At 68.9% G+C, this 23,801-nt stretch carries 23 protein-coding genes and 1 tRNA gene; 13 read left to right on the top strand and 11 right to left on the bottom strand.

Going from position 1 to position 23,801, the window contains the following annotated elements:
• Positions 1-430: 430 nt before the first annotated feature.
• Positions 431-727 (top strand): DUF5789 family protein, encoded by a 297-nt coding sequence (locus ACNS84_RS05970; RefSeq protein ID WP_435073933.1) that lies wholly within the window; start codon positions 431-433, stop codon positions 725-727.
• Positions 728-1,031: 304 nt separating this feature from the next.
• Here the strand turns inward: ACNS84_RS05970 and ACNS84_RS05965 are convergent.
• The 3 genes from ACNS84_RS05965 to ACNS84_RS05955 form a co-directional block, all read right to left on the bottom strand.
• Positions 1,032-1,115, bottom strand: a tRNA-Leu gene (locus ACNS84_RS05965).
• A gap of 61 nt (positions 1,116-1,176) precedes the next feature.
• Entirely contained in the window at positions 1,177-2,217 is a 1,041-nt protein-coding gene (locus ACNS84_RS05960; RefSeq protein ID WP_435073932.1) for a sensor histidine kinase, read from the bottom strand.
• 70 nt (positions 2,218-2,287) lie between these two features.
• The gene (locus ACNS84_RS05955; RefSeq protein ID WP_435073931.1) at positions 2,288-3,220 is read right to left on the bottom strand and encodes an EamA family transporter; all 933 of its coding nucleotides are present in this window, start codon (positions 3,218-3,220) and stop codon (positions 2,288-2,290) included.
• Between the two features lie 114 nt (positions 3,221-3,334).
• Between ACNS84_RS05955 and ACNS84_RS05950 the strand changes: the two genes are divergently transcribed.
• Positions 3,335-3,883 carry a DUF309 domain-containing protein gene (locus ACNS84_RS05950; protein WP_435073930.1) on the top strand — a complete coding sequence of 183 codons (549 nt, stop codon included), beginning with the start codon at positions 3,335-3,337 and terminating at the stop codon, positions 3,881-3,883.
• Between the two features lie 65 nt (positions 3,884-3,948).
• Positions 3,949-4,752, top strand: coding sequence for a M14 family metallopeptidase (locus ACNS84_RS05945; RefSeq protein WP_435073929.1), 804 nt, complete (start codon positions 3,949-3,951; stop codon positions 4,750-4,752).
• An 80-nt stretch (positions 4,753-4,832) separates the two neighbouring features.
• Here the strand turns inward: ACNS84_RS05945 and ACNS84_RS05940 are convergent, their stop codons facing one another.
• Positions 4,833-5,222: a cupin domain-containing protein gene (locus ACNS84_RS05940; protein WP_435073928.1), complete on the bottom strand. Its 390-nt coding sequence runs from the start codon at positions 5,220-5,222 to the stop codon at positions 4,833-4,835.
• A 154-nt stretch (positions 5,223-5,376) separates the two neighbouring features.
• On the opposite strand from ACNS84_RS05940, the gene ACNS84_RS05935 reads away from it, so the two are divergent.
• Both ACNS84_RS05935 and ACNS84_RS05930 read left to right on the top strand, forming a co-directional pair.
• Complete coding sequence (locus ACNS84_RS05935; protein WP_435073927.1) at positions 5,377-6,558, top strand: M50 family metallopeptidase; 1,182 nt, start codon at positions 5,377-5,379, stop codon at positions 6,556-6,558.
• A 75-nt stretch (positions 6,559-6,633) separates the two neighbouring features.
• The gene (locus ACNS84_RS05930) at positions 6,634-6,906 is read left to right on the top strand and encodes a glutaredoxin family protein (RefSeq protein ID WP_435073926.1); all 273 of its coding nucleotides are present in this window, start codon (positions 6,634-6,636) and stop codon (positions 6,904-6,906) included.
• Positions 6,907-6,948: 42 nt separating this feature from the next.
• Here the strand turns inward: ACNS84_RS05930 and ACNS84_RS05925 are convergent, their stop codons facing one another.
• Positions 6,949-8,754, bottom strand: coding sequence for an HVO_2922 family protein (locus ACNS84_RS05925; protein WP_435073925.1), 1,806 nt, complete (start codon positions 8,752-8,754; stop codon positions 6,949-6,951).
• 116 nt (positions 8,755-8,870) lie between these two features.
• Between ACNS84_RS05925 and ACNS84_RS05920 the strand changes: the two genes are divergently transcribed.
• From ACNS84_RS05920 to ACNS84_RS05905, 4 genes are all read left to right on the top strand, one after another.
• Positions 8,871-10,058: a metal-dependent hydrolase family protein gene (locus ACNS84_RS05920; protein WP_435073924.1), complete on the top strand. Its 1,188-nt coding sequence runs from the start codon at positions 8,871-8,873 to the stop codon at positions 10,056-10,058.
• A 105-nt stretch (positions 10,059-10,163) separates the two neighbouring features.
• Positions 10,164-12,338, top strand: coding sequence for an NAD-dependent DNA ligase LigA (ligA, locus tag ACNS84_RS05915; protein WP_435073923.1), 2,175 nt, complete (start codon positions 10,164-10,166; stop codon positions 12,336-12,338).
• Positions 12,339-12,380: 42 nt separating this feature from the next.
• Positions 12,381-13,364 (top strand): ABC transporter ATP-binding protein, encoded by a 984-nt coding sequence (locus tag ACNS84_RS05910; protein WP_435073922.1) that lies wholly within the window; start codon positions 12,381-12,383, stop codon positions 13,362-13,364.
• Positions 13,361-14,191, top strand: a complete 831-nt coding sequence (locus tag ACNS84_RS05905) for an ABC transporter permease (RefSeq protein WP_435073921.1) — start codon at positions 13,361-13,363, stop codon at positions 14,189-14,191. The genes ACNS84_RS05910 and ACNS84_RS05905 overlap by 4 nt, the downstream gene beginning before the upstream one ends.
• A 36-nt stretch (positions 14,192-14,227) precedes the next feature.
• On the opposite strand, the gene ACNS84_RS05900 is transcribed toward ACNS84_RS05905, so the two are convergent.
• Complete coding sequence (locus tag ACNS84_RS05900; protein ID WP_435073920.1) at positions 14,228-15,526, bottom strand: O-acetylhomoserine aminocarboxypropyltransferase/cysteine synthase family protein; 1,299 nt, start codon at positions 15,524-15,526, stop codon at positions 14,228-14,230.
• A gap of 120 nt (positions 15,527-15,646) precedes the next feature.
• Here ACNS84_RS05900 and ACNS84_RS05895 point away from each other — a divergent pair, with 120 nt between their 5' ends.
• Positions 15,647-16,876, top strand: a complete 1,230-nt coding sequence (locus ACNS84_RS05895; RefSeq protein WP_435073919.1) for an SPFH domain-containing protein — start codon at positions 15,647-15,649, stop codon at positions 16,874-16,876.
• 25 nt (positions 16,877-16,901) lie between these two features.
• On the opposite strand, the gene ACNS84_RS05890 is transcribed toward ACNS84_RS05895, so the two are convergent.
• The 3 genes from ACNS84_RS05890 to uvrB form a co-directional block, all read right to left on the bottom strand.
• A complete protein-coding gene (locus ACNS84_RS05890) occupies positions 16,902-17,501 on the bottom strand; it encodes a hypothetical protein (protein WP_435073918.1) in 600 nt (199 codons plus the stop codon).
• A gap of 130 nt (positions 17,502-17,631) precedes the next feature.
• Positions 17,632-18,162, bottom strand: coding sequence for a hypothetical protein (locus tag ACNS84_RS05885; protein WP_435073917.1), 531 nt, complete (start codon positions 18,160-18,162; stop codon positions 17,632-17,634).
• 139 nt (positions 18,163-18,301) lie between these two features.
• Positions 18,302-20,356, bottom strand: a complete 2,055-nt coding sequence (gene uvrB, locus ACNS84_RS05880; RefSeq protein WP_435073916.1) for an excinuclease ABC subunit UvrB — start codon at positions 20,354-20,356, stop codon at positions 18,302-18,304.
• Between the two features lie 128 nt (positions 20,357-20,484).
• Between uvrB and ACNS84_RS05875 the strand changes: the two genes are divergently transcribed.
• Entirely contained in the window at positions 20,485-20,892 is a 408-nt protein-coding gene (locus ACNS84_RS05875; RefSeq protein WP_435073915.1) for a hypothetical protein, read from the top strand.
• Positions 20,893-21,170: 278 nt separating this feature from the next.
• The gene (gene hisG, locus ACNS84_RS05870) at positions 21,171-22,061 is read left to right on the top strand and encodes an ATP phosphoribosyltransferase (protein ID WP_435073914.1); all 891 of its coding nucleotides are present in this window, start codon (positions 21,171-21,173) and stop codon (positions 22,059-22,061) included.
• 51 nt (positions 22,062-22,112) lie between these two features.
• Here hisG and ACNS84_RS05865 read toward each other — a convergent pair whose 3' ends face one another.
• Together ACNS84_RS05865 and larB are read right to left on the bottom strand one after the other, a co-directional pair.
• Entirely contained in the window at positions 22,113-22,379 is a 267-nt protein-coding gene (locus ACNS84_RS05865; protein ID WP_435073913.1) for a GIY-YIG nuclease family protein, read from the bottom strand.
• Positions 22,380-22,469: 90 nt separating this feature from the next.
• The gene (gene larB / locus ACNS84_RS05860; RefSeq protein WP_435073912.1) at positions 22,470-23,255 is read right to left on the bottom strand and encodes a nickel pincer cofactor biosynthesis protein LarB; all 786 of its coding nucleotides are present in this window, start codon (positions 23,253-23,255) and stop codon (positions 22,470-22,472) included.
• 288 nt (positions 23,256-23,543) lie between these two features.
• Here larB and ACNS84_RS05855 point away from each other — a divergent pair, with 288 nt between their 5' ends.
• Positions 23,544-23,711 carry a DUF1931 family protein gene (locus tag ACNS84_RS05855; RefSeq protein ID WP_004047560.1) on the top strand — a complete coding sequence of 56 codons (168 nt, stop codon included), beginning with the start codon at positions 23,544-23,546 and terminating at the stop codon, positions 23,709-23,711.
• Positions 23,712-23,801 lie beyond the last annotated feature (90 nt).

Below are 23,801 nucleotides of genomic sequence, written 5' to 3'. Positions count from 1 at the left end.
GAGGGTAAAAAGCCACGGCGGTCGAGGTCCCGGGCGACGCGGTGGTCGAGCGATGCCTCGGCGATCGAGCGCTGCCGCGGCGGTCGGACGGCGGCCCGGAGCCAGTCCCGGAGCGAAAAGCACTCCTGCCGGGCGGCCGCATCGGACCGCCAGATGAACTGGTCCCCGATCCCTCCCGCGGTCGTCGCGGCCGTCGCGGTCGTCGTCGCCTTCGCCGGGATTGCGCTGGCGGAGCGGCTGTGATACGTATACGCGACTGTCAGCGGCCGCTCACGGGCGCACGGCGACTGCAGTTGTTCAGGAGACGTCCCTCGAGAAGTGTGACACGAATAATCAAAAATCTGTATCACGTGAAAACGAGTGGGGTTGATTCGCGTTCGCCGCCTACCGGGTAACGAGAGACCGAGACCGCGGTTCCCGAACAATAAATATGGAATATTCAGATACAGAGCAGATCGTCGACCAGTCGTTCGACTTCCCAGTGGCACACGCAACCGTAATCGAACAGATCGGTACTGTCGAAATAACGTCTCCGTCCGGCGATTCGGTGACTGTCAAAGAGATTTTAGATCTCGTCGAAGAAGAGAGTTACCTGACGTCGGACGCGCTGTACACCGCAATCATCGGCAACCTCGACGAGACGTTCATCGGACGCAAATACTACGACGACCGGGGCAGCGCGACGCTCGGAACCGTGGCAGACGATGAATCTACAGTCTCGTTCTAACGATCGTGGCCCGTCGGTCAGCTGGTGTTCGTGCTCGCCCGAAACGTAACGTGGTAAGCCGGTAGGCCAGTCGGTCGCGGTTGGTAGCGAGGGGTAACGAAGCCGGCTCCGTAAGTACCGAGCCGTCGCTCGTCGGGTTTCGAGTGAAGTTTTGCGAGGGAAGAGCGCTCCGAGAGCGTCTTCCGCATCACGGGGGTGGACCCCGACGATGCGAGGGGAGGGATTTGAACCACGGTCGCGCCAAAGGCGCTCCCTGATTCAAATCCTCCCCCCTGTGTGCATTCGCGCGTTGTGGACGCGCTCATGCGAGGGGAGGGATTTGAACCCACGGACCTCTACAGGAGCGGATCTTGAGTCCGCCGCCGTTTCCGGGCTTGGCTACCCTCGCACGCACTCGAACCGAGACCCTCGCGGAGATTTAAACCACCGGTTTCCGCGTCGAACGCGACCTACGTCGCTCGCTCGGCGCCGACCAAGGTCACCTCGAACCCGCCCGAGGGCGACTCGTCGAGGTCGACGATCCAGTCGTGTGCGGCCGTGACGCACTCGACGATGGCGAGACCAATCCCCGTTCCGCCGTCGTTCGAAACGCCGAACTCGGTCACGGCATCGCGGTCGTCGACGGGGACCCCCGGACCGTCGTCGGCGACGTACACCCCGCGGTCGCCGACGCCCACGTGGATCGTCGGCGCCTCGCCGGCGTGGTCGAAAGCGTTTCCGAGGAGGTTCCCGATCGCCCGCCTGAGGAGGTCACGGTCGGCGCGGACCGGTCCGGGTTCGTCGACGACGAGGTCGGCACCGGCCGGCGGCTCCCCGAAGTCCCCGGACGCCCAGCAGTCGGTCGCGAGGTCGCCGAGGTCGACCGGCTCGGCGTCGATTTCGATGGCCTCTGGCTCCCGGGCCATCACGAGGGCGTCGTCGATCAGCGCCTCGATCCGCGAGAGCGCCTCCTCGGCCGGCTCCAGTCGGTCCGTGTCGCCTGTCTCGCGGACCAGCCGAAGGTAGCCCTGCGCGACCGACAGCGGGTTGCGGAGGTCGTGCGAGAGGAAGCCCGCGAGGCGTTCGAGACGGTCGTTGAGTCGCTCCAAGTCGCGTTCGCGTTCGACTCGGTCGGTGACGTCTCGAATGACGCCGACCGCACCGACGATGGTCCCGTCGCGCTCTATCGGCGTCAGCCGCGTCTCCGTGGTCACGTCGCTGCCGTCGCCGAGGGTGGTCGTGAGCTGAATTCGCTCGTCGTCAGTCTCGCCCGCGAGAACGCGCTCGACGCCGGCACGGTAGCGATCGCCCATCTCGGCGCTCCAGTAGCCCTCCGCGACCACGCGCTCCGGGTGTGTCCCGTGAAGCACGTCCTCGCCGAACTCCGTCACCTCCCGAAGCCGGTCATTGACGAAGACGCGGTTGCGATCGACGTCGAGCACGTACGCGCCGTCGCCGAGCGCGTTCACGATCGACTCCGCGTGGTCGGTCGGCTTCGGCGCGCTTTCCATACCTCGGGCACGGGCCCCCCCTTCAAGTGTTTCCCGGGTGGCGGCAAGGTAGAGCCCCCGTCGCGGCCGCTCACAGCGCGATCATCGACACGCCGACGACGGCGAGGAGGGCGGCGACGAGTCGGATGCGGAAGTATCGCTCCCCGAGGACGATCCCGCCGAGTAAGACGGCGACGATGGCCTGCATGTTGATGACGGGCGAGGCGATGCTCGCCGGCAGCGACGCGAACGCAACGGTGGTCAGATGCTCGCCGAACGCGACGAGCGCGCCGGCCGCGAGGAACTTCGGCGCGTCGCGGCGGGTCACGGCGGGCGGGTTCCGTATCGCAGCGGGGAGCAGGATGAGGCCGACGCCGACGAGGAGCAACGGTACCCAGAGCGTGCCAGGGATCGCGAGCTCCTGGAGGGCGACGCGCTTCCCGAGGTCGGAGACCGCGTAACACGCCGCGCTCACCAGAGCGAGTTGGGCGGGCCGGGAGTGGACCGCCTCGACCAGCGGCGCGAGCAGGCTGCCCGGCTCGTAGTTCGCGACGTACACCGCCGTGGTGGCGACGACGACCCCGGCCACTTGTATCGGCGCGAGCACTTCGCCGAGCAGCAGCACCTCGAGCGGGAGCACGAACATCGGGACCACCTTGTTGATCGGCGTCACGTAGGAGACGTCGCCGTCCGCGATCGCTCGGAGGAAGAGCACGAACGCGGCCGCGGTGGCCGCCGAGGTCCCGGCGACGACGGCGACGGACGCCGGGTCGACCGCGGCCAGCGATCGTGCGATCCGCGCCGGCGTGCCGAGCGGGTCGGCCACGAGGGCCGCGCCAGCGAGTCCGACTCCCTCGGTGTCGGTCGTCGCGACCGTCACCGGCAGGAACCACACGATGGCCGCGGCGTTGATGAGCACCGTGAGCCCGGCCGGCGGATAGCCGGAGAAGGAACGCTTGAGGATGAAGACGTACACGCCCCAGACGACCGCGGCGCCGAGCGCGAAGAGGAGCCCGAGTTCCATTGGCCGACCCGACGGCCGGTCGTGGAAAGAAGCATTCGATACGGGCGCCACTGCCGAGCGATCCGGGGCGCGTGCCGCGAAACGGTTAGGTCGCTGGCGTCGAGACGACTTCGCATGGACGAGCACACCCGGGACCCCGGCGTCGCGCCGCCGCTCGGAAATCCGACCGGGTGGCACGTGGCTGGCGATGGAACTGGCTCGACTGCCGGCGACGCGGACGGCGGCGACGCCCGACTCGCCGGCGGCTACTGGGAGCACGCCACGCTCCGCCGGGCGACCGAGCACGGCGTCAGGCTGTTCAACGCCGGCGCGTACCACGAGTCGCACGACTGCTTCGAGGACGAGTGGTACAACTACGGGAGCGGCACCACCGAGAGCGCCTATCTTCACGGGATGGTGCAGGTCGCCGCGGGCGCGTACAAGCACGTCGACTTCGAGAACGACGACGGGATGCGGTCGTTGTTCGAGACCGCGTTGACGTACCTCCGCGGCGTTCCCGAGGATTTCTACGGCGTCGACGTCGCGGAGGTACGGGCGACGCTCCGGACCGCGATCGACGACCCCGCCGCGGTCGACGGCTGGCAGATCAGCCTCGACGGCGCTCGGACGGCAGCGTACCCGGCGGATTACGAGTACGTCGAGCGGATCGACGAGACCCACTGAGCCGGGCGTTCGACAGCGCAGCGGCGATCCGAACGCGACTTATCGCCCGGACGCATCGCACTGGTATGGACGTGTACGAACTGGGGGATGGAGAGCCTCAAGTCGCGGTCGTCGGCGCGATTCACGGCGACGAGCCCTGCGGCGCCCGCGCGGTCCGGCGCCTCCTCGACAGCGACCCCGATGTCGAGCGCCCGGTGCGGCTGATCGTCGCTAACGAGGCGGCGCTCGACGCCGGGGAGCGCTACCTGGAGACCGACCTCAATCGGGCGTTTCCCGGTGACCCCGACGCGGACGCCCACGAGGAACGACTCGCCGCCGAACTGCTGGCGGCGGTCGAGGGGTGTACCACGCTCGCGATCCACTCGACGCAGTCGTTCGCCGAGCCGTTCGCGGTGATCGACTCAGTCGACGAGGTCGCCCGCGCGGTCGCGCCGTACCTGCCGGTCGAGTTCGTCATCCAGACCGACGAGTTCACCGAGGGACGGCTCATCGAGCACCCGCACACGCTGGAGGTCGAGGCCGGCCTGCAGGGCACCGACGGCGCCGCCGACAACGCCTACTGGCTGACGCGGGCGTTCCTGACCGCGACGGGCGCGCTCCCGGCGCCGGGCGCCGACGACGTGGTCGACGCCGGCGGGCGGGACGACGTCGAGGTGTTCCGGCTCCGCGACCGCATCCCGAAGCCGGAGGCCGAGGAGTACGAGGTGTTCGCGCACAACTTCGAGCGCGTCGACGCCGGCGACCGGTTCGCGGCCGCCGACGGCGAACCGCTCCGCGCCGACGAGCCCTTTTATCCCGTGTTGCTGTCGCCGTACGGCTACCGCGACCAGTTCGGCTACGTCGCCGACCGAGTGGGAACGATCGAGTGACTGCGGCCGGCTGACCGTGGCCGGATGACCGTGGCCAGCTGACCGCGAGTGAATGACCGGATTAGGGTGACCGGCAGCCCCTACTCGGCGAGTTCGATCGTGTCGTCGCCGTTCGGCACCGCACAGATGAACGCACCCGGCTCGTCGCTCTCGTTCCGGTACCAGTGCTCGACGCCCGCCGGGATGAGGAGGGCGTCGCCGGCGGAGACCGCGTGTTCCGTCTCGCCGATCCCCACCACGTACTCGCCGGCGAGCACGTACTGCTCGTGTTCGACGGCGTTCGTGTGACGCGGGACCGCGGCGCCGGGCGCGAGTTCGAACCGACGCATCGCAAAGTTCGGAGCGCCGTCCGACTCGTCGAGGAGCACGCCCTTCCGGAGTCCGTCGGCGGCATCGACCGGCTCGTAGTCGACCTCGTCGCTGCGCTTCAGTACCGCGTCCGCCGGCTCGTCGGTAGTTGTCTCGTCCATACCGCCCGATCGACGGCGAGCCGCTTATAAACGGCGGCGGAGGGACGCGGGAGCGCGTCCTCCCGCTCGAGCCGAGTCGGTCCCGACCGGTGCGTCGTCGTGCGCTTCCGTCGCCGACCGGACGTTTAACCACCCACCCAACCTATCGAAGCGCATGCGAGGACTCAAAATCGGGACCGTGCTCGGGATCCCGGTCAGGCTCAACTGGACATTCTTGATCGTATTGCCGCTTTTCGCCTATCTCATCGGGTCGCAGGTGGGGATGATCGCCGAGGTGATGAACCAGGCGCTGGGCGCCGGGATCGACCCGGCCGCGCTCGCCGGGGGGCTCACTCCGTGGGCGCTCGGACTGGCGGCGGCGCTCGGGCTGTTTCTCGGGGTCCTCCTCCACGAGTTCGGCCACTCGATCGTCGCCATGCGGTACGGCTACGAGATCGAGTCGATCACGCTGTGGCTGCTCGGCGGGCTCGCGAGCTTCACCGAGTTCCCAGAGGACTGGAAACACGAGTTCTGGATCGCGATCGCTGGCCCGGTCGTCAGCGTCGGGGTCGGCGTGGTCTGTTACGTCGTGTTCGCCGTGGCGCCGGTCGGGTCCGACGCCGTCCTCTTCGTGTTCAGCTACCTCGCGCTGTTGAACGTGGTGCTCGCCGGGTTCAACATGCTCCCGGCGTTCCCGATGGACGGGGGGCGCGTCCTCCGCGCGCTCTTGGCCCGGAACCAGCCGCACGCGCAGGCGACCCAGCGCGCCGCCGCGGTCGGGAAGGCGTTCGCGTTCATCATGGGGCTCATCGGGCTGTTAAACTTCCAGCTGCTGCTGATCGTGCTCGCCTTCTTCATCTACATGGCCGCCTCCGGCGAGGCCCAGCAGACGACCCTGAAGGCCGCCTTCGCGGACGTGACCGTGGGGGACGTGATGACCCGACAGGAAGATCTGCACACCGTCACCGCGGACACCTCGGTCGCGGAGCTGATGGACCGGATGTTCGAGGAGCGGCACACGGGCTACCCCGTACTTCAGGGCGGCGAACTCGTCGGGATGGTGACCCTGGCGGACGCCCAGTCGGTCCGCGAGGTCGAGCGGGACGCCTACCGCGTCGCCGACGTGATGGCGACGAACGTCGTCGCTGTCGGCCCGGAGACCGACGCGATGACCGCGCTCCAGACGATGCAGGAACACGGCGTCGGCCGGCTGCCGGTCGTCGACCGCCAGGAACGGCTCGTCGGCCTCCTCTCCCGCTCGGACCTGATGACCGCGTTCAACATCATCCAGACGGGTGGCACCCCGAGCCTCATCACCGGGCGGCGGCAGACAGAGGACGGCCCCGGCGTGTTCTGATCGGGACCGCAGTCGGCGGTACCTCTTTTCGTCGCCGACCGAAAGCGACTCGTCGCAGCCGACCGAACGGCAACCATGAGCGAGTCGGACGCGACGGCGGCGGTCCCTGTTACGGTGTACACGCGTGAGAACTGCACCCTCTGTGACGCCGCCCGGACGACCATCGAGGAGACCGCCGCTGACCTCGACGTGGCGATCGATCTCGAGATGGTCGACGTCGACGAGGACCCCGAGCTCGCCGCGGAGTACGGCGAGCGCGTCCCGTACGTGCTTATCAATGACCACCCGGCGTTCAAGTATCAGGTCGACGAGCGCGAACTGCGATTGAAGCTGCTCGCAGCGTCCTGAAAGACGAACAAAAAAAAGCCGCGCGTCGGTGGACCGCGACCGCTACTCGGTCGGTTCTTCCTCGGCGCCCGATGCCGTCTCTTCGTCAGCGCCCGGTGCCGTCTCTTTCACCCTCGTGACGGCCTCTGTCGCGTTCGATCGAGAGGCGTACCCCTTCCCGGAGGCGGCGATGACGTTCCCGTTGCGGTGGCGGAGCCGCCAGCGCCACTCGTCGGCGGCGTCCTCGTATATCTCGAAGGCCGCGGTGCCGACTTCCAGCACGTCTGCGTCCGGGGCGTAGCCGCGAACGCGCTCGATGGCGTCTCTCGCGTTCGACTTCGAGGCGTACCCCTCCCCGGAGTCGGCGACGAGGTTCCCGTTGCGGTGGCGGAGCCGCCAGCGGTACTCGTCGCCCTTGTCTTCGTACAGTTCGAACGTCGCGTTCGCGCCGGCGGCGTCCTCGGCCGCCTCGTCGTCGCCGTCGTCGAGGGCGGCCTCGACCGCGTTCGACCGCACGCTGTCGAGTCCCTGCCGGGCCTTCGAGCGCGAGGCGTACCCCTGGCCGGAGTCGGCGAGGATCTCACCGTTCTCGTGAATGAGCCGCCAGCGCCACTTGCCCGCCGCGTCACGGAACATCTCGAACGCCGCGGGATCGACTCGGAGGTAGTCCGCGGCGGCGACCTCCTCGCGGACTCGGGCGAGCGCGCGCTTCGCGTTCGATTTCGAAGCGTACCCCTCTCCCGAGTTGCCGACGACGGTGCCGTTGCGGTGGCGGAGCCGCCAGCGCCACTCATTAGCCGCGTCCTCGAACAGTTCGAACGTCGCGTCGCTCGTCGCCGCGTCGTCCGTCGGTACCGCCACCTCCGGTTCGTCGGCGTCGTCGGGCTCCGGCCCGTCGTCCGCAGCGACGGCCGCGGCCTCTGCCGCCGCCGCCTCGATTCGGAGCAGCCCGGCGCCGCGCGCGTTTCGCCGGACGCTGTGGAGTCCCTGTTGGGCCTTTCCGCGGCTGCTGTACCCCTGTCCCGAGGTCGCGATGACGTTCCCGTTACGGTGCCGGAGTCGCCAGCGCGGCTTCCCGCTCGCGTCCTCGAACAGCTCGAACCGCGCCTTGCTCTCGCGCAGCGACTCGGCCTCGGCGCGCGCGGTCGCGGCCGCCGCGTCGAGGTCAGCCGCGCGCTCTTCCGCCGACGCCAACTCGTCTTCCGCCGCCGCCAACTCCGCTCGAGCCGCCTCCAATTCGGCGCTCGCCTCGTCGCGCTCGGCCGTGGCGGCGGCGAGCTCGTCCTCCGTCGCTGCCAGCTCATCTTTCGTCGCCGCCAACTCGTCCGACGCCGACGTCAACTCGTCCCGAGCCGTCTCAAGTTCGGCGTTGGTCTCGTCCCGCGCGGCCGTGGCGGCGGCCGCCTCGTTCTGCATGCGGTCGTAGTCCTCGTACACCGGGTCGGAGAGCAGCGGGACGACCGTCCCCGCGAGGCCGATGAAGAGCAGTCCGACGCCGTACAGCGCGATCACGATCGGATCGCCGGAGGTCGTGGACCAGCCGTTCGGGAAGATGTTCAGGAACCACACCACGCCGAGGACGCTCACTGCGATGCCGAGATAGCCCAAGTACGTGCCGGTGCGTCGCAGCGGGAATCGGATCACGGCCCCGAGCATGACGAACGGCGGCGCCAGCGCGGCCAGCGCGTAGGCGATGCCTCGCATCGTCGTCTCTGACTCCGTGAAGAAGAACATCACGACGCCGGCCAGTCCGAGCAACACGCCGAACCCGAACAGCCAGTAGCCGTTCACTTCGTCGGCTGTAGTCGGCGTACCGATGCGCCGTTCGTACAGTCCCCCGCTCCGATCCGAGTTATCAGGAGTTGCCATGCCGGAACGTCTCCGGCCATCGGGATATATGTGTGGGAGACTAACAATGTCCGTTTATTTGTGTTTTTAACTACCGCGACCCGAGAGCTTACCCGTCGAACCGTCTCTCTAAGCGTATGCACGTACTCAGAGGCGGACGAGTGATCGACGCGGCGGGAACTCGCGAGGCGGACGTGGCGGTCGCGGACGGGACGATCGTCGCGGTCGGCGATCCGGAAACGGTTGACGAGGCCGTGGCAGCGCTCGCCGACGGAGACGAGGCGACCGTGGTCGACGCGGCCGGGCAGTTCGTCGCACCCGGCCTGATCGACGCACACGTTCACGTGATGATGGACGGACGCCCCGACGTGGCGACCGCAGTCTCCGACAGCGACTACACCGCGAGCTACCGGACCGCGAGCAATCTGGAGGCCGCGGTCGCAGCCGGCGTCACGACCGTCCGCGACCTCGGAAGCCGGGGGACGCTCGCGCTCGACGCCGGCGAGGCGGTCGCCGACGGGCAGTTCGACGGCGCGCGGGTCCTCGCGTGCGGCCGCAACGTCATCATGACCGGCGGCCACGGCAACTGGTTCGGGCGGGAGGCCGACGGCCCGGCCGAGGTCCGCAAGGCGGCCCGCGAACAGCTAAAAGCGGGCGCGGACGTGCTCAAGTGCATGGCGACCGGCGGCGTCCTCACCGAGGGCGCGGTGACGGGCGCCCCCGAACTGACGCCCGAGGAACTGGCGGCGTTCACCGACGCGGCCGCGCCGACCGACACGCCGACCGCGGCCCACGCCCACGGAGAGGAGGGGATCAAGAACGCGGTCGAGGCCGGCATCTCGAGCATCGAGCACGGGACGTTCATGGACCGCGAGGCCGCCGAGATGATGGCCGAACGGGGCACCTACTGGGTGCCGACCGCGAGCGCGCTCCGCGGCATCGTCGACAACGGGATAGAGGCCGGCATCCCCGAGGACGCCGTCGCGAAGGCGGAGGACGCCGCCGACCGCTTCGTCGACGCGTGGGACCACGCGCTCGACGCCGACGTACCGATCGCGATGGGGACCGACGCGGGCACGCCGTTCAACTTCTTCGAGGATATTCCGCAGGAGCTGGCGTACATGGTCGACTACGGTCTCTCGCCGGAGGCGGCGCTGGAGGCCGCCACGGTCAACGCCGCCGACCTGCTCGGCCTCGACGACGTCGGCCGCATCGAGGAGGGGTACCGCGCCGACCTCGTCCTCCTCGATGCCGACCCGACCGAGGACGTCGAGGCGTGGCGGGAGCCGGAGGCGGTGTTCGCCGCCGGCAACCGCGTCGTGTGAAGCGGGGCCGTCCCGCCGGGAGATTCGATGACCATGCCGTCGCGACGGCCGGTCCGTCGCCCGCGAACGGTCGTTTTTAACCCGTGCCGCCGCAAGGATCGACCGATGACGAGCGCGCAATCCGGGTCGTCGACCCGGCACGCGGACCCGAACGAGAACCCCTACGTCGAGGCGCCGCCGACCGACTTCGAGCCGGTCGAGACGCTCTCGTCCGAGGCGGCAGCCGAGCAGGCGTCGCTGCTTCGAGCGGCGGTTCGGGAGCACGACCACCGGTACTACGTCGAGGCCGATCCGCTGATCCCCGACGAGGCCTACGACCGGCTGTTCGCCCGGCTCCGAGCGCTCGAGGACGCATTCGACCTCCCGACGGAGGACTCGCCCACGCGCCGTGTCGGGGGCGAGCCGGTCGACGCGCTGGAGACCGTGGAGCACGTCGCGCCGATGCGCTCTATCGACAGCGCGACGGAGGCGGACGCGGTCAGGGAGTTCGACGACCGCGTCAGGAGACGACTCGATGCCGAGGGGTTCGACCCGGACGAGGTCGCGTACGTCTGCGAGCCGAAGTTCGACGGGCTCTCGATCGAGGTGATTTACGAGGACGGAGCGTACGCCCGCGCCGCCACCCGAGGCGACGGTATCGAGGGCGACGACGTCACCGAGCAGGTGCGAACGATCCGGTCCGTTCCGGGGCGGCTCCGCGACGACCCGCCAGCCACGCTGGCGGTTCGCGGCGAAGCCTACATGCCCCGCGACGCGTTCGAGGCGTACAACGAGGAGCTGATCGAGCGCGGCGAGGAGCCGTTCGCGAACCCGCGCAACGCCGCGGCCGGGACCCTTCGCCAACTCGACCCCGCGGTCGTCGCCGAGCGCCCGCTCGACGTTTTCTTCTTCGACGTGCTGGCGTGGGAGGGCGGGGACGAATCGGAGGGGCAAGCCGGGGGCGGCGACGGCGACGCCCCGGCTGAGCGCCCCGACGCCCACTGGGCGGAGTTCGACGCGTTCGACGCGTTCGGTCTCCGCCGTGCGGACCGGGTCGAGCGCGTCGACGACATCGAGGGCGCGCTCGACTATCGCGACCGGCTCATGGCCGAGCGAGACGACCTGAACTACGAGATCGACGGCGTCGTGATCGCGGTCGACGACCGGGCGCACCGCGAGGCGCTCGGGTCGACCGCGCGCGCACCGCGCTGGGCGTTCGCCTACAAGTTCCCACCTCGCACGGCGACGACGACCGTCGAAGGGATCACCGTACAGGTCGGGCGGACGGGCCGTCTCACGCCCGTGGCCGAACTCGATCCGGTCGACGTCGGCGGCGTCACCGTCTCGCGGGCGACCCTCCACAACCCCGCGGAGATCGAGGCGCTCGGCGTGAACGTCGGCGACCGCGTGCGGATCTACCGCGCCGGCGACGTGATCCCGTACGTCCCGGAGGTCGTCGAGAAGCGCTCCGAGGGCACCTACGAGTTCCCTGAAATGTGCCCGATCTGTGGCGCCCCCGTCGAACGCGACGGGCCGCTCGCCTTCTGTACCGGCGGACTGGGCTGCCCGGCGCAGTTAGAGCGGGCGGTCGAGCACTGGGCGCGGCGAGACGCGCTCGACGTCGAGGGGCTCGGTCCCGAGCGGGTCGAACAGCTCCGCGAGGCGGGCCTCGTCGAGTCGCTGCCGGACCTGTACGACCTGACCGTCGAGGACCTCGCCGCGCTGGAGGGGTGGGGCGAGACGAGCGCCGAGAACCTGATCGCGGAGCTCGAAGCGACGAAGGAGCCCCCGCTCGATGCGTTCCTCGCCGGACTGGGGATTCCGGACGTCGGGGCGACGACCGCTCGCGCGCTCGCGGCCGAGTTCGGCGACCTCGACGCCCTCCTCGACGCCGACGAGGCCGCGTTGCGAGGAGTAGACGACGTCGGCCCCGAGGTCGCGGAGTCGATCCGGACGTTCTTCGACAGCGAGGAGAACCGAGCGGCCATCGAGGGGCTCCGCGAGCGCGACGTCGAGCCCGAATCGGTCGACGTCGAGTCCGGCGACGCCCTCGACGGGCTCACGTTCGTCTTCACCGGGTCGCTGTCGACGACGCGGGGCGACGCGCAGGCGCACGTTGAGGCGCACGGCGCGAACGCCACGTCGAGCGTCTCGGGAAACACCGACTACCTCGTCGCCGGCGAGAATCCCGGGCGATCGAAGCAGAGCGACGCCGACAGCGAGGGCGTGCCGGTGCTCGATGAGGACGCGTTCGCCGACCTGCTCGCCGAGCGCGGCGTCGCGTGGCCGCCCGAGGAGTAGCGAACCCGCAACCCTTTATCGGGAGACGCCGGAACGGAGGGTATGACCGCCATCGAGCTACGTGGCGTGACGAAGGAGTTCGGCGACGTCACGGCCGTCCGCGACCTCGACCTCGCCGTCCAAGAGGGCGAGGTGTACGGGTTCCTTGGCCCGAACGGCGCCGGCAAGTCGACGACCATCGACATGCTGCTCGATCTCGTCCGCCCGACCGTGGGGACGGTGAGCGTGCTCGGGGGAGACGCTACGGGCGACGGCGTCTCGATCCGGCAGCGGACCGGCGTGCTTCCCGACGGATTTTCGGTGTACAACCGGCTCACCGGGCGGAAGCACGTCGAGTTCGCGATCCGATCGAAGGAGGCCGACGACGACCCCGACGCCCTGTTGGAGCGCGTGGGCCTGCTCGACGACGCCGACCGTAAGGCCGGCGACTACTCGAAGGGGATGCGTCAGCGGCTCGCGCTCGCGATGGCGCTCGTGGACGATCCCGACCTGCTGATCCTCGACGAGCCCTCCTCGGGACTCGACCCGGCCGGCGCGAAGGAAATGCGGGAGATCGTCCGGACAGAGTCGGACCGTGGTGCGACCGTCTTCTTCTCCTCACACGTGCTCGAACAGGTCGACGCCGTCTGTGATCGCGTCGGCATCCTCCGAGACGGCGAACTCGTCGCCGAGGACTCCGTCGAGGGACTCCGCGAGGCCGTCGGCGGCGAGGAGACGCTGGAGATAGCCGTCGGCGACGCGAGCGGGGCGGACGGCGCGGACGACGTCGCCGTCGAGGCCGTCCGCGCGGTCGAGGGTGTCAGCCGCGTCGACCGCGACGGCGACGCGCTCGTCGTGAGCTGCGCCGACGGGGCGAAGACTCGCGTCATCGCCGCGCTGGAGGACGCCGGCATCGTCGTCGACGACTTCCACACGCGGGAGGCGTCGCTGGAAGACCTGTTCTTGGCGTACACCGAAGGCGACGCGGCGATGCCCGAGAACGCGGCCCCGAGTTCGGTCGCCACGGGCGAGGAGGTGGCCGAATGACCCTCACCGCCATCGCGGAGAAGGACTTCCAGGACGCGGTACGCTCGCGGGGGATGATCGCCCTCGTGGCGCTGTTCTCGCTGCTCGTCGCCGTCTTCGCGTTCGTCATCAGACCGACCGGCCAGGGCGAGCAGTTCGCGACGGAGCTCCTCCTCCGCTTTTTCGTCAGGCCGTTCCTCGTGACGACGCTCGTGCCGCTCGTCGCGGTCGTGATCGGCTACAACGCGGTGAGCGGCGAGCGCGAGTCCGGCTCCCTGAAGCTACTCCTCTCGCTGCCGCACTCGCGGGCCGACGTCGTCTTCGGAAAGGTGGTCGGTCGCGGCGCGGCGCTGTCCGTCGCCGTGTTCGCCGGGTTCCTGCTGCCGGGCGCCGTGCTGGCCGTCCTCGCACAGACCGGCGGACTGGCCGCGTTCAACGTCGGGTCCTACGTCGGGTTCACCGTCTTCGCGGCCGTCCTCGGAATCGTCTTCGTCGCCATCGCGGTCGGCTGCTCGGCCGCGGCCTCGACGCAGCGGCGCGCGCTGATCGGGGGCGTGTCGATCTACGTCCTGTTCGTGCTGTTGTGGGGTGCCGTCACCGGCCAGTTCCTCGGCGCCGCGAGCGGCGTCGTCGAGCCCCTACCGGTGTCGACGGAGCAGGTCCGGACGTTCCTGCAGGTGTCGAACCCGACGACCGGCGTCGAAATCCTCTCCAACGCGTTCCTCGCCGAACGGCTGTTCTCCGGCGAGACGGTGAACCAGCAGATATCGGCGGCCTCGATGCTCGTGTTCTGGACGATCGCGCCGCCGCTGGTCGGGCTTTGGAAGTTCGACACTGCCGACCTGTAGGCCCCGAAAAAGGTCGGGAACCGCGTCGGTCCCGACTTACGAAGTCGCGCGCTCGATCGCGGCCTCGAGGTCGGCGACGATGTCGGCGGGGTCCTCGATACCGACCGAGAGCCGCACCATGTCGCCGGTGACGCCCGCGGCCTCCTGTTCCTCCTCGGTCAACTGCTGATGGGTCGTCGAGGCGGGGTGGATGACGAGCGTCTTCGCGTCGCCCACGTTCGCGAGCAGCGAGGCGAGGTCGGCGTTCTCCACGGTACCTTTGGCCGCCTCGTAGCCGCCCTCCAGCCCGAAGGTGATCATGCCGCCGTACCCGCCGTCGAGGTACTTGCTCGCCTCCTCGTGAGTCTCGTGGCTCTCGAGGCCGGGGTAGTTCACCCACGCCACGTCCCCGTGTTCGTCGAGGTACTCCGCGACGACGGCGGCGTTCTCGCAGTGGCGCTCCATCCGGAGCGGGAGCGACTCAGTCTGCTGGAGCGTGTTCCACGCGTCGAACGGCGACTGCTGGTCGCCCAGGTCGCGGAGCCCACGGGTGACGGCCGCGAAGGTGAACGCCGCGTCGCCGAACGCGTCGACGTAGTTGATCCCGTGGTACGCCGGGTTGTCCTGTGCGATCTCAGGGAACTTCTCGGGGTACTCGCCCCACGGGAAGGAGCCGCCGTCGACGAGAATCCCGCCGACGGTGGTGCCGTTGCCGGTGAGCCACTTCGTCGTCGACTCCCAAACGAGGTCCGCGCCGTGGTCGAGCGGGCGGCAGAGGTAGGGCGTCGCGAACGTGTTGTCGACGAACAGCGGGACGCCGTGGTCGTGAGCGATGTCGGCGATCCGCTCGATGTCCGGCGTGACCAAGGCTGGGTTCCCGATGGTCTCGAGGTGAACGTAGGCGGTGTCCTCGTCGATGGCGTCTGCGTACCCCTCGTAGTCGAGCGGGTCGACGAACCGAGTCGAGATCCCGCGCCGCTCGACGGAGTGTGTGAAGTACGTGTACGTGCCGCCGTACAGCGCCGACGACGAGACGATGTTGTCGCCCGCGGACGCGAGCATGAACGTCGCCAGATCGAGCGACGCCATTCCCGACGACGTGGCGACCGCGCCGACGCCGTTCTCGAGCGAGGCGATCCGCTCTTCGAGGGCGGCGTTCGTCGGGTTCATGATCCGCGAGTAGACGTTCCCCGCCTCTTCCAGTCCGAAGAGCCGAGCGGCGTGCTCGGCGTCTTCGAACTCGTAGGAGGTCGTCTGATAGATGGGCGTGGCGCGAGCGCCGGTCGCCGGGTCGGGGTTGGAGCCGGCGTGAACGCTTCGCGTGCGGAACTCGTGTGCGTCCTCGTCTGTTGGCATACGATCGTGTGGTGCGCCGTGCGGTTAAAACCGACCGACAGGTGCGGACGTTACCGATATCTCGGAGCCAATGGACTGGTTCGTGCGAACCGTTAACAGCGTCGAAGCGTAAGTTCGACTATGGGAACCCAAGGTCCGCGCGGCGACGCCTTCGAGATCGGTGACGCGGTCGGGTCGATACCGGACGGGGTGTGGCAGTACATCGCGCTCGGCGCCGCCCTCCTCGTCGGCTTCGCCCTCCTCAGTCAGAGCCTCGTCTTCGGGGTCGGGGCGCTCGCGATCCTCGTGGCGGCCGTCACGGTCATCAGCGCGGTCGAGATCGTGGACGCCTACGAGAAGGAGGCGCTCACGGTGTTCGGCGAGTACCGAAAGCTGTTGCAGCCGGGCGTTCACATCATCCCGCCGTTCGTCTCTCGGACGTACCCGTTCGACATGCGGACGCAGACGCTCGACGTCCCCCGACAGGAGGCGATCACGCGTGACAACTCGCCGGTGACCGCGGACGCGGTCGTCTACATCAAGGTGATGGACGCGAAGAAGGCGTTCCTCGAGGTTGACGACTACAAGAACGCCGTTTCGAATCTCGCACAGACCACGCTCCGGGCCGTCCTCGGCGACATGGAACTCGACGAAACGCTCTCTCGCCGCGAACAGATCAACGACCGCATCAACGAGGAGTTGGACGAGCCGACGGACGAGTGGGGGATCCGCGTCGAGGCGGTCGAAGTCCGCGAGGTGAGTCCCTCCCAAGAGGTCCAGCGAGCGATGGAGCAGCAGACCGGCGCCGAGCGCCGTCGCCGCGCGATGATCCTCGAAGCGCAGGGGGAACGCCGATCGGCGGTCGAGCAGGCAGAGGGTGACAAACAGTCGAACATCATTCGGGCGCAGGGGGAGAAACAGAGCCAGATCCTCGAAGCGCAGGGGGACGCCATCTCCACGGTGCTTCGCGCCCGCTCCGCGGAGTCGATGGGCGAGCGCGCGATCATCGAGCGCGGCATGGAGACCCTCGAGGAAATCGGCAAAGGCGAGTCGACCACGTTCGTGCTCCCACAGGAGCTCACCAGCCTGGTCGGTCGCTACGGGAAGGCCCTCTCCGGCTCCGACGTGCAACAAATGGAGGGGCTCGAAGGGAAGGAGTTCGACGAGGAGACGGAGAAGCTCCTCGGACTGGAGGACATCGAGAGCGCCCTCGAACAGCTCGACACGGTGGCCGACAGCGACCTCCGGACCGACGAGACGCGCGACGCGGACACGGCCCGAGACGTCGATCTCTCCCGGCAGGACGAGGAGACCGACGAGGCCGACCGGGAGATCGAACTGGAGACCGAGAGCGAGCGACCGGGGAACTGAGGGGGCCTCGGCAGGGGATCGCCGATCAGGGCCGCCACGTCGCCGGATCAACCGCCCAGAGCGCGCCGACCGCGAGGGCACCGGCGGTGCCGCCGGCGACGAGCGCGAGCGCCGAGCCGGGAACCGCGACGACCGAGGACAGCAGCAGGACCGCCCCGACGAGCAGCGCGACGGTGTCCGCCGTCGTCGCAGCCCGGACCACAGGCGCCACCGCACCCCCGGCGAGAGCGCCGGAGGCGACCGTGGCCGGCGGTCCGAAGCGCAGGGTCGCGAGTGTCTCGGGGGCGACGAGAGCGTCGAGCGGGGGCGTCGGAGAACCGGCGAGTCCGACGCCGAACGCGAGCGCGACCGCTGCGCCGACTGCGGGCGCGAGAAGGGCCCCCCGCGCCGAGAGGTCGACGTTTATCAACGCAGCCACCCCGGAGACGAACAGCACCGATCCGGCCGCGAGGAGAGCAGGTCCGGCAGCGAGCCAAAGCGGAGAGGGCACAGCGAGCGCGGGATCGCTGCCAGCGATCGTCGAATCGGGGAGAAGGGCGGGCGCGACGGCGGCCGCGCTCGCGAACGCGGCGGCGGCGACCGCCAGGAGCGCGAGACCGAGGAGACGTCTGCGAATCGCTGTCATACCGACCGCAAGATCGTCAGGATACAAAACGATCGCGGGACGGAGGGCCGATCGGCGGCGACGTCGACGAAGATGGGTCGACGAAGCGAGGGCGACGTGACAGGGGGCGAACGGGTCGCTCGCGACGCCCCTATACGGTGACGCCGGCGCGGTCCCCGTCGATCGAGACGACGATCCGGTTCGGCGGCCCGCGCTCGTCCGTCAGTCGAATCAGGAGCGTTTTCACCACCGGCTCGTCGGGATCGATCTCGCCGCGGACGCCGGTCTCGTCGACGGCGATTCGGAGCGAGCGGTCGCCGATCCGGCTGATCGCTCCGAGTCGCAGTTCGACTGCCGGCGCCGTGAGTCGCTGGGCGACGACCAGCACGGCGTCCCCGCCGTCGTCGACGAACGCGGTCGAATCGACGAACGCGCGCGTCTCCGTGGCGTCGGGACGAAGGGCGCTTCTTGCCGCCGCGCTCGAACGGAAAGAGGCGGCGTGCGTGAGTATCTCCGCCGGGCGGTCGAGGACACTCTGTCCGTCGACGAGGGGATTGCCGTCGACGTAGCGGCTCCGGACCCCGAGGTCCCGGGGCGTCGACGCCGCGAGGTCGTGGAGGCGGTCGACGCAGCCGGCGGTGGCGAGGGAACAGGCGCCCACGACGACCGCGCGGCGGTGCATGTGAGCGGCTCCGGGGTTCACGGATAAAAACCCCGTCGTCGCGCGTCTCGGCGAGTGAGAATCGGGGACGGCGCGGTGGTGGTACGGACGCGGGCGCGGGGGAAGCGCACCGCACTGCGGCGCCCGGGGACGACTCCGGCTACTCGTCGACCATCGGCGCCGGGACGCCCCCGTCGTCGGCGTCGAGTTCGAACGCGCGCCGGAGTTCGGCGATCCGGTCGCGGATGTCCGCCGCGAGCTCGAACTCCAGGTTGCTCGCGGCCTCGTTCATCCGGTCTTCGAGCGCTTCGATCTGCGCCTCGGCCTCCTCCTCGCTCTCGACGTCGCCGACGCTGACCGAGGAGGTGTCCGTCTTCGAGCCGGGGAGGTTCGTCTCGCTCACCGGCTTGTCGATGGTCGTCGCCTCGTAGCCGTGTTCCTCGTTGTACTCCAGTTGGATCTCGCGGCGGCGCTGGGTCTCCTCGATCGCGGCCTCCATCGAGTCAGTCATTCGGTCGGCGTAGAGGACGACCTCGCCGTTGACGTTGCGGGCGGCGCGCCCCATCGTCTGGACGAGGGTCGTCGTGGAGCGGAGGAATCCCTCCTGGTCGGCGTCGAGGATGGCGACGAGCGAGACCTCAGGGATGTCGAGCCCCTCGCGGAGCAGGTTGATCCCGACGAGCACGTCGATGTTGCCGAGGCGGAGGTCGCGGATGATCTCGTGGCGCTCCAAGGTGTCCGTCTCGTCGTGCATGTACGCGACGTCGACGCCGGCCTCCTCGAAGTACTCCGTGAGGTCCTCGGCCATTCGCTTCGTGAGCGTGGTGACGAGCACGCGCTCGTCGCGCTCGATCCGCTCGTCGACGCGCGCTAAGAGGTCCTCGACCTGTCCGGTCGCCCCCGTGACCTCCACCTTGGGGTCGACCAGGTGTGTCGGGCGGACGATCTGCTCGACGATGCGGTCGGACGTCTCGCGCTCGTAGTCGCTCGGCGTGGCCGAGACGTAGAGGGTGCGGTCCGTCTTCTCCTCGAACTCCTCGAACGTCAGGGGGCGGTTGTCGTAGGCGGTCGGCAGGCGGAACCCGTTCTCGACCAGCGAGTCCTTCCGGGATTTGTCCCCCGCGTACTGCCCTTTGATCTGGGGGATCGTCTGGTGCGACTCGTCGACGACGGTGAGGAAGTCGTCGGGGAAGTAGTCGAGTAAGGTGTAGGGCGCATCGCCGGACTCGCGGTCGTCCATGTGGACCGAGTAGTTCTCGATTCCGGAGCAGTAGCCCGCCTCCCGCAGCATCTCGACGTCGAAGGTGGTGCGCTCTTCGATGCGCTGGGCGGCGACCAAATCCCCCTGTCGCTCGAAGTAGCTGACGCGCTTCTCCATCAGGTCCTCTATCTCCGCGACCGCCTGTTCCAGCTTGTCGTCCGGGATCGAGTAGTGTTCGGCGGGGTGGAGCATGACCGCCGGTTCCTCGCTCACGGCCTCGCCCTTCATCGGGTCAACCTTGATCATGCGGTCGATCTCGTCACCCCACAGCTCCACCCGGACCGCGTACCGCCCGTACATCGGGTAGATCTCCACGGTGTCGCCCCGAACCCTGAACGTACCCTGCGTGAAATCCACGTCGTTGCGCTCGTAGTTGAGGTCGACGAGGCGCGCGAGCAGTTCCTCTCGACCGACCTCCTGCCCCACCTCCAGGCGGAGCGCCATGTCGCGGTAGTTCTGCGGGTCACCGAGGCCGTAGATGGCCGAGACCGAGGCGACGACGATCACGTCGTCGCGAGTGAGGAGCGAGCGCGTCGCTGAGTGTCGGAGACGGTCGATCTCCTCGTTTATCGACATTTCCTTGTCGATGAACGTGTCCGTCTGCTCGACGTACGCCTCCGGCTGGTAGTAGTCGTAGTAGGAGACGAAGTACTCGACGGCGTTGTCCGGGAACAGCTCGCGGAACTCCTCGTACAGCTGGGCCGCGAGCGTCTTGTTGTGTGCTAAGACGAGCATCGGCTGATCGAGCGCCTCGGCGACCCACGAGACGGTGTTCGTCTTCCCCGACCCCGTCACGCCGAGGAGGGTCTGCTTGTTCGCGCCCGACTCGAACCCCTCCACTAGCTCCCGAATCGCCTCGGGCTGGTCGCCCGCTGGCTCGAACGGCGCGTCGACGCGGAGGGGTCGGTCGACGGTCGGGCGGTCCTCCGAGAGAGGGGAGTCGGCGTCGCTCACGATACGCGTCGTTGGGCGGCGAGACACTTGAGCGGCGCGGCTAGGTGTGTGGCAGCGACGCAATCGGTCTCGCACGGGAGTTCCCTCACGGGGAAACACCGATTACCGACCCGACAGAAGCCTCGACCGTGTCCCTCCTGCTCACGCCCGCCGTCGCGTTCGGTCTGGCCCTCGGGCTGTTCGTCTGGATGGCGACCGGCGTCTGGGTGAACTTCGACGCGCACGCTCGCGGGAGCGATTATCCGGCATTCTGGGGCGTGATCACGCCGCTGTCGGGGATCGTACTGCTGTATTACCTCCTGTGGTGGCGTCGCGGACGGTCGCGCGAGTACCCGCCCTCCCGACTGGAGCGAGCCACTGCCACTGTCGTCGTCGCCGGCCTCGGCGGGCTGATCGCCAGTGCCGTCCTGTCGCCGCCGGATCCGGTCGCATACATGACCGTCTGGCCGATCGCGTTCGCGTGCTGTCTCCCCGTCGCGTACTGGCTGGTCGAGAGGAGATTCGGCACGACCAGCAGTTCACTTATCACTGGCTGACCGTAGATCAGCGGTGGACTCCTCGAAAGTCCCAGCCGTTCGCTTATAAACAATTGCTGAGAGACCGTCGGTGAACACCCCCCACAGCCTCACGCCTCCCCAGCCTCGCCGCTCGCGCCAAGCGCTCGCGGCGTCCCTCGCGCGTGCGACTCGCGGGCCGGTGGCCCGCTCACCGGCACGCCGCCACCGCAGTGTCACATATATACTGGTCGCACCCCGACACCCGTCACCGCTCACGGGACGAAAACGTTTCCCGCTCCCCCCGCGACGCTGGACGTATGCGCATCGCCGTCCCCAACAAGGGCCGCCTACACGAGCCGACGCACTCGCTGTTGGAGCGCGCGGGGCTCCACGTCGAGGAGACCGCCGACCGACAGCTGTACGCCGACACCGTCGACCCCGACGTGACGGTGCTGTACGCGCGGGCCGCCGACATCCCCGAGTACGTCCGTGACGGCGCGGCCGACCTCGGTATCACGGGCCTCGATCAGGCCGCGGAGTCCGGCGGCGTTGTCGACGCCGCGAGCGAGGCCGGCGAAGGCGACCTCGTCGATCTGCTCGACCTGGGCTACGGCTCCTGTACGCTGGTCCTCGCGGCGCCGGAGGACAGCGACATCGAGACCGTCGACGACCTCGCCGGCGGGACCATCGCCACCGAGTTCCCGGCGATCACTCGCGATTACCTCGACCGAGTCGGCGTCGACGCCGACGTGGTCACCGTGACGGGCGCGACGGAGCTCACACCCCACGTCGACATGGCCGACGCCATCGTGGACATCACCTCGACGGGGACGACGCTGAAGGTGAACCGCCTCGCCGTGATCGACGAGGTGCTCGCCTCCTCGGTGCGACTGTTCGCGCGGCCCGACGTCGTCGACGATCCGAAGGTCGAGCAGGTTCGCACCGCCTTCGAGTCCGTTCTCGCGGCCGACGGCCGCCGATACCTGATGATGAACGCCCCCAAACAGCGGCTCGACGAGGTGAAAGACGTGATCCCCGGACTCGGCGGCCCGACCGTGATGGACGTCGAGGCCGACGAGAACGGAAACGGGATGGTCGCGGTCCACGCCGTCGTCGAGGAGCGGGACGTGTTCGAAACGATCTCGGAGTTGAAAACGGTCGGTGCGAGCGGCATCCTCGTCACCGAAATCGAGCGGCTCGTGGAGTAGCCCGGCGTCGTCCGATCAGCCGACGTCGTCCGATCAGCCGTCGTCGTCCGATCAGCCGTCGTCGGCCTCGATCAACGCCTCCTTCTCAGCGCGCGTGAGCGACTTGATCGCGTGTTCGCGCGACATCGCCGCGGAGCGCGAGCCGAACGACTCGACGTGCCGGAGCGTCACCGGGGTCCGACCCCGCGTGTACTTCGCGCCGTCGCCGGCATCGTGCTCGGCGACGCGCCGCTCGACGTCGGTGGTGTACCCGGTGTAGAGCGTTTCGTCGGCACACTCGATCACGTACACGTAGTGACGCGAATCTCGGCTCGACACGCCATCGGATCGGCGAGGCGGCGAGGAATAGCTGCCGGTCGATCGCGGCTGAGGGCGTCGGATCCGGGGGCGACCGCGCCGGGGCGACGCTCAGTCGCGGCGCGCCGCGTCGACGGCGCGGGCGATCAGCCCCGCCTGCGCGCCGGCGACGAACCCGGCGTCGACGTTCACCGTCGTGAGCACCGAGCAGGACTGGAGCGCGCCGTGGAGCGCGGCGGCGCCCTCACCGCCGACGCCGTAGCCGGTCGAGACCGGGAGCGCGATCACCGGCGCCGCGACGAGACCGGCGACGACCGTCGGGAGCGCGCCCTCGCGGCCCGCGGCGACGATGACGACGTCGGCCTCGCGGACTCGGTCTCGCTGGTCCAAGATCCGGTCGAGGTTCGCGACGCCGACGTCGTCGACGCGGTCGACCGTGGCGCCGATCTCGCCCGCGACCACCGCCGCCTCACCGGCGACCGCCGCGTCGGCGGTGCCGGCCGCGACGATCGCAACCGTGGCGTCGAGCTTGGGCGGGTCGAAGTCGCCCGCGTGGACCACGACCGTCCCGGCCCGTTCGTCGTGGTCGATGGTTGGGTCGAGCGAGTCCGCAGTGTCGAGATCGAGGTCCGCCATCGCCGTCCGGATCGCCGCTGCGTCCTCGGCGTCGGTGCGAGTGACGAGCGCTCGCCCTGTGGTCTCGACCGCCGTCGTCGCCAGCGCCGCGACCTCGGCGGGCGTCTTTCCCTCCGCGAGGATCGCCTCGGGGATCCCCCGGCGATGCTCGCGGGCGGCGTCGAACCGACCGGTCGCCGTCGTCGCGTAGCCCGCGAGCCGCGATTCCGCCTCCGCAACGCCGATGTCGCCGGCGTCGAGCGCCTCAAGCGTGTCGCGCATACGATCCCGTCGGAGTCGGAAGGGGTCGAACTTATCGGTCCGGGACGAACGCCCGATTCCCGGAGAAACGGCACGCCAGCCGGGACGGACCCGTCCGCGTCCGAGGAAAAACCGAGGCGAACCCGAAGAAACGTCGCCCGATTCCGGCGGTATCGATCCCGATCGCCGATGAGTCTCACAAAGTATATAAGTGTGTGTTTCATCGACCCCTCGCGAACGGGCCGCAGGGAGCCCCTCGCGGTCGAATTCAGGAACTCTTATTAACTGTCGATGGATACCACCGATCGCATGGCAGACCTTATTGTCAAAGCGGCCGTCAAAGAAGCCCTGGACGACAAGAACGTTGCTTCGGACTTCTACGACGCGCTCGACGACGAAGTGGACGAGCTGCTCGAAGACGCCGCGCGCCGCGCCGAGGCGAACGACCGGAAGACGGTCCAGCCGCGCGACCTCTAAGGCGGACGCGACTTTCGAGCTGATTTTTTTATTGCAGCCCGTCCGGCGAGCGATGCGTCTCTCGGTCTCGACAGCAACGTGTCGCTGTCT

This window comes from Halorubrum wangae, assembly GCF_051194135.1.
GTDB lineage: Archaea > Halobacteriota > Halobacteria > Halobacteriales > Haloferacaceae > Halorubrum.
The sequence above is the reverse complement of the archived record's forward strand: the minus strand, read 5'-3'. Positions and strand labels throughout refer to the sequence as shown.

Bases quoted from the DNA above. Each gene is read 5' to 3' on its own strand.
- ACNS84_RS05900 (WP_435073920.1), bottom strand. From the start codon at position 15,526: ATGCCAACAGACGAGGACGCACACGAGTTCCGCACGCGAAGCGTTCAC.
- ACNS84_RS05940 (WP_435073928.1), bottom strand. From the start codon at position 5,222: ATGGACGAGACAACTACCGACGAGCCGGCGGACGCGGTACTGAAGCGC.
- ACNS84_RS05925 (WP_435073925.1), bottom strand. From the start codon at position 8,754: ATGGCAACTCCTGATAACTCGGATCGGAGCGGGGGACTGTACGAACGG.
- ACNS84_RS05920 (WP_435073924.1), top strand. From the start codon at position 8,871: ATGCACGTACTCAGAGGCGGACGAGTGATCGACGCGGCGGGAACTCGC.
- ACNS84_RS05910 (WP_435073922.1), top strand. From the start codon at position 12,381: ATGACCGCCATCGAGCTACGTGGCGTGACGAAGGAGTTCGGCGACGTC.
- ACNS84_RS05970 (WP_435073933.1), top strand. From the start codon at position 431: ATGGAATATTCAGATACAGAGCAGATCGTCGACCAGTCGTTCGACTTC.
- ACNS84_RS05950 (WP_435073930.1), top strand. From the start codon at position 3,335: ATGGACGAGCACACCCGGGACCCCGGCGTCGCGCCGCCGCTCGGAAAT.
- ACNS84_RS05935 (WP_435073927.1), top strand. From the start codon at position 5,377: ATGCGAGGACTCAAAATCGGGACCGTGCTCGGGATCCCGGTCAGGCTC.
- ACNS84_RS05885 (WP_435073917.1), bottom strand. From the start codon at position 18,162: ATGCACCGCCGCGCGGTCGTCGTGGGCGCCTGTTCCCTCGCCACCGCC.
- ACNS84_RS05930 (WP_435073926.1), top strand. From the start codon at position 6,634: ATGAGCGAGTCGGACGCGACGGCGGCGGTCCCTGTTACGGTGTACACG.
- hisG (WP_435073914.1), top strand. From the start codon at position 21,171: ATGCGCATCGCCGTCCCCAACAAGGGCCGCCTACACGAGCCGACGCAC.
- ACNS84_RS05960 (WP_435073932.1), bottom strand. From the start codon at position 2,217: ATGGAAAGCGCGCCGAAGCCGACCGACCACGCGGAGTCGATCGTGAAC.
- ACNS84_RS05945 (WP_435073929.1), top strand. From the start codon at position 3,949: ATGGACGTGTACGAACTGGGGGATGGAGAGCCTCAAGTCGCGGTCGTC.
- ACNS84_RS05955 (WP_435073931.1), bottom strand. From the start codon at position 3,220: ATGGAACTCGGGCTCCTCTTCGCGCTCGGCGCCGCGGTCGTCTGGGGC.
- ACNS84_RS05895 (WP_435073919.1), top strand. From the start codon at position 15,647: ATGGGAACCCAAGGTCCGCGCGGCGACGCCTTCGAGATCGGTGACGCG.
- ACNS84_RS05855 (WP_004047560.1), top strand. From the start codon at position 23,544: ATGGCAGACCTTATTGTCAAAGCGGCCGTCAAAGAAGCCCTGGACGAC.
- ligA (WP_435073923.1), top strand. From the start codon at position 10,164: ATGACGAGCGCGCAATCCGGGTCGTCGACCCGGCACGCGGACCCGAAC.
- ACNS84_RS05890 (WP_435073918.1), bottom strand. From the start codon at position 17,501: ATGACAGCGATTCGCAGACGTCTCCTCGGTCTCGCGCTCCTGGCGGTC.
- larB (WP_435073912.1), bottom strand. From the start codon at position 23,255: ATGCGCGACACGCTTGAGGCGCTCGACGCCGGCGACATCGGCGTTGCG.
- ACNS84_RS05905 (WP_435073921.1), top strand. From the start codon at position 13,361: ATGACCCTCACCGCCATCGCGGAGAAGGACTTCCAGGACGCGGTACGC.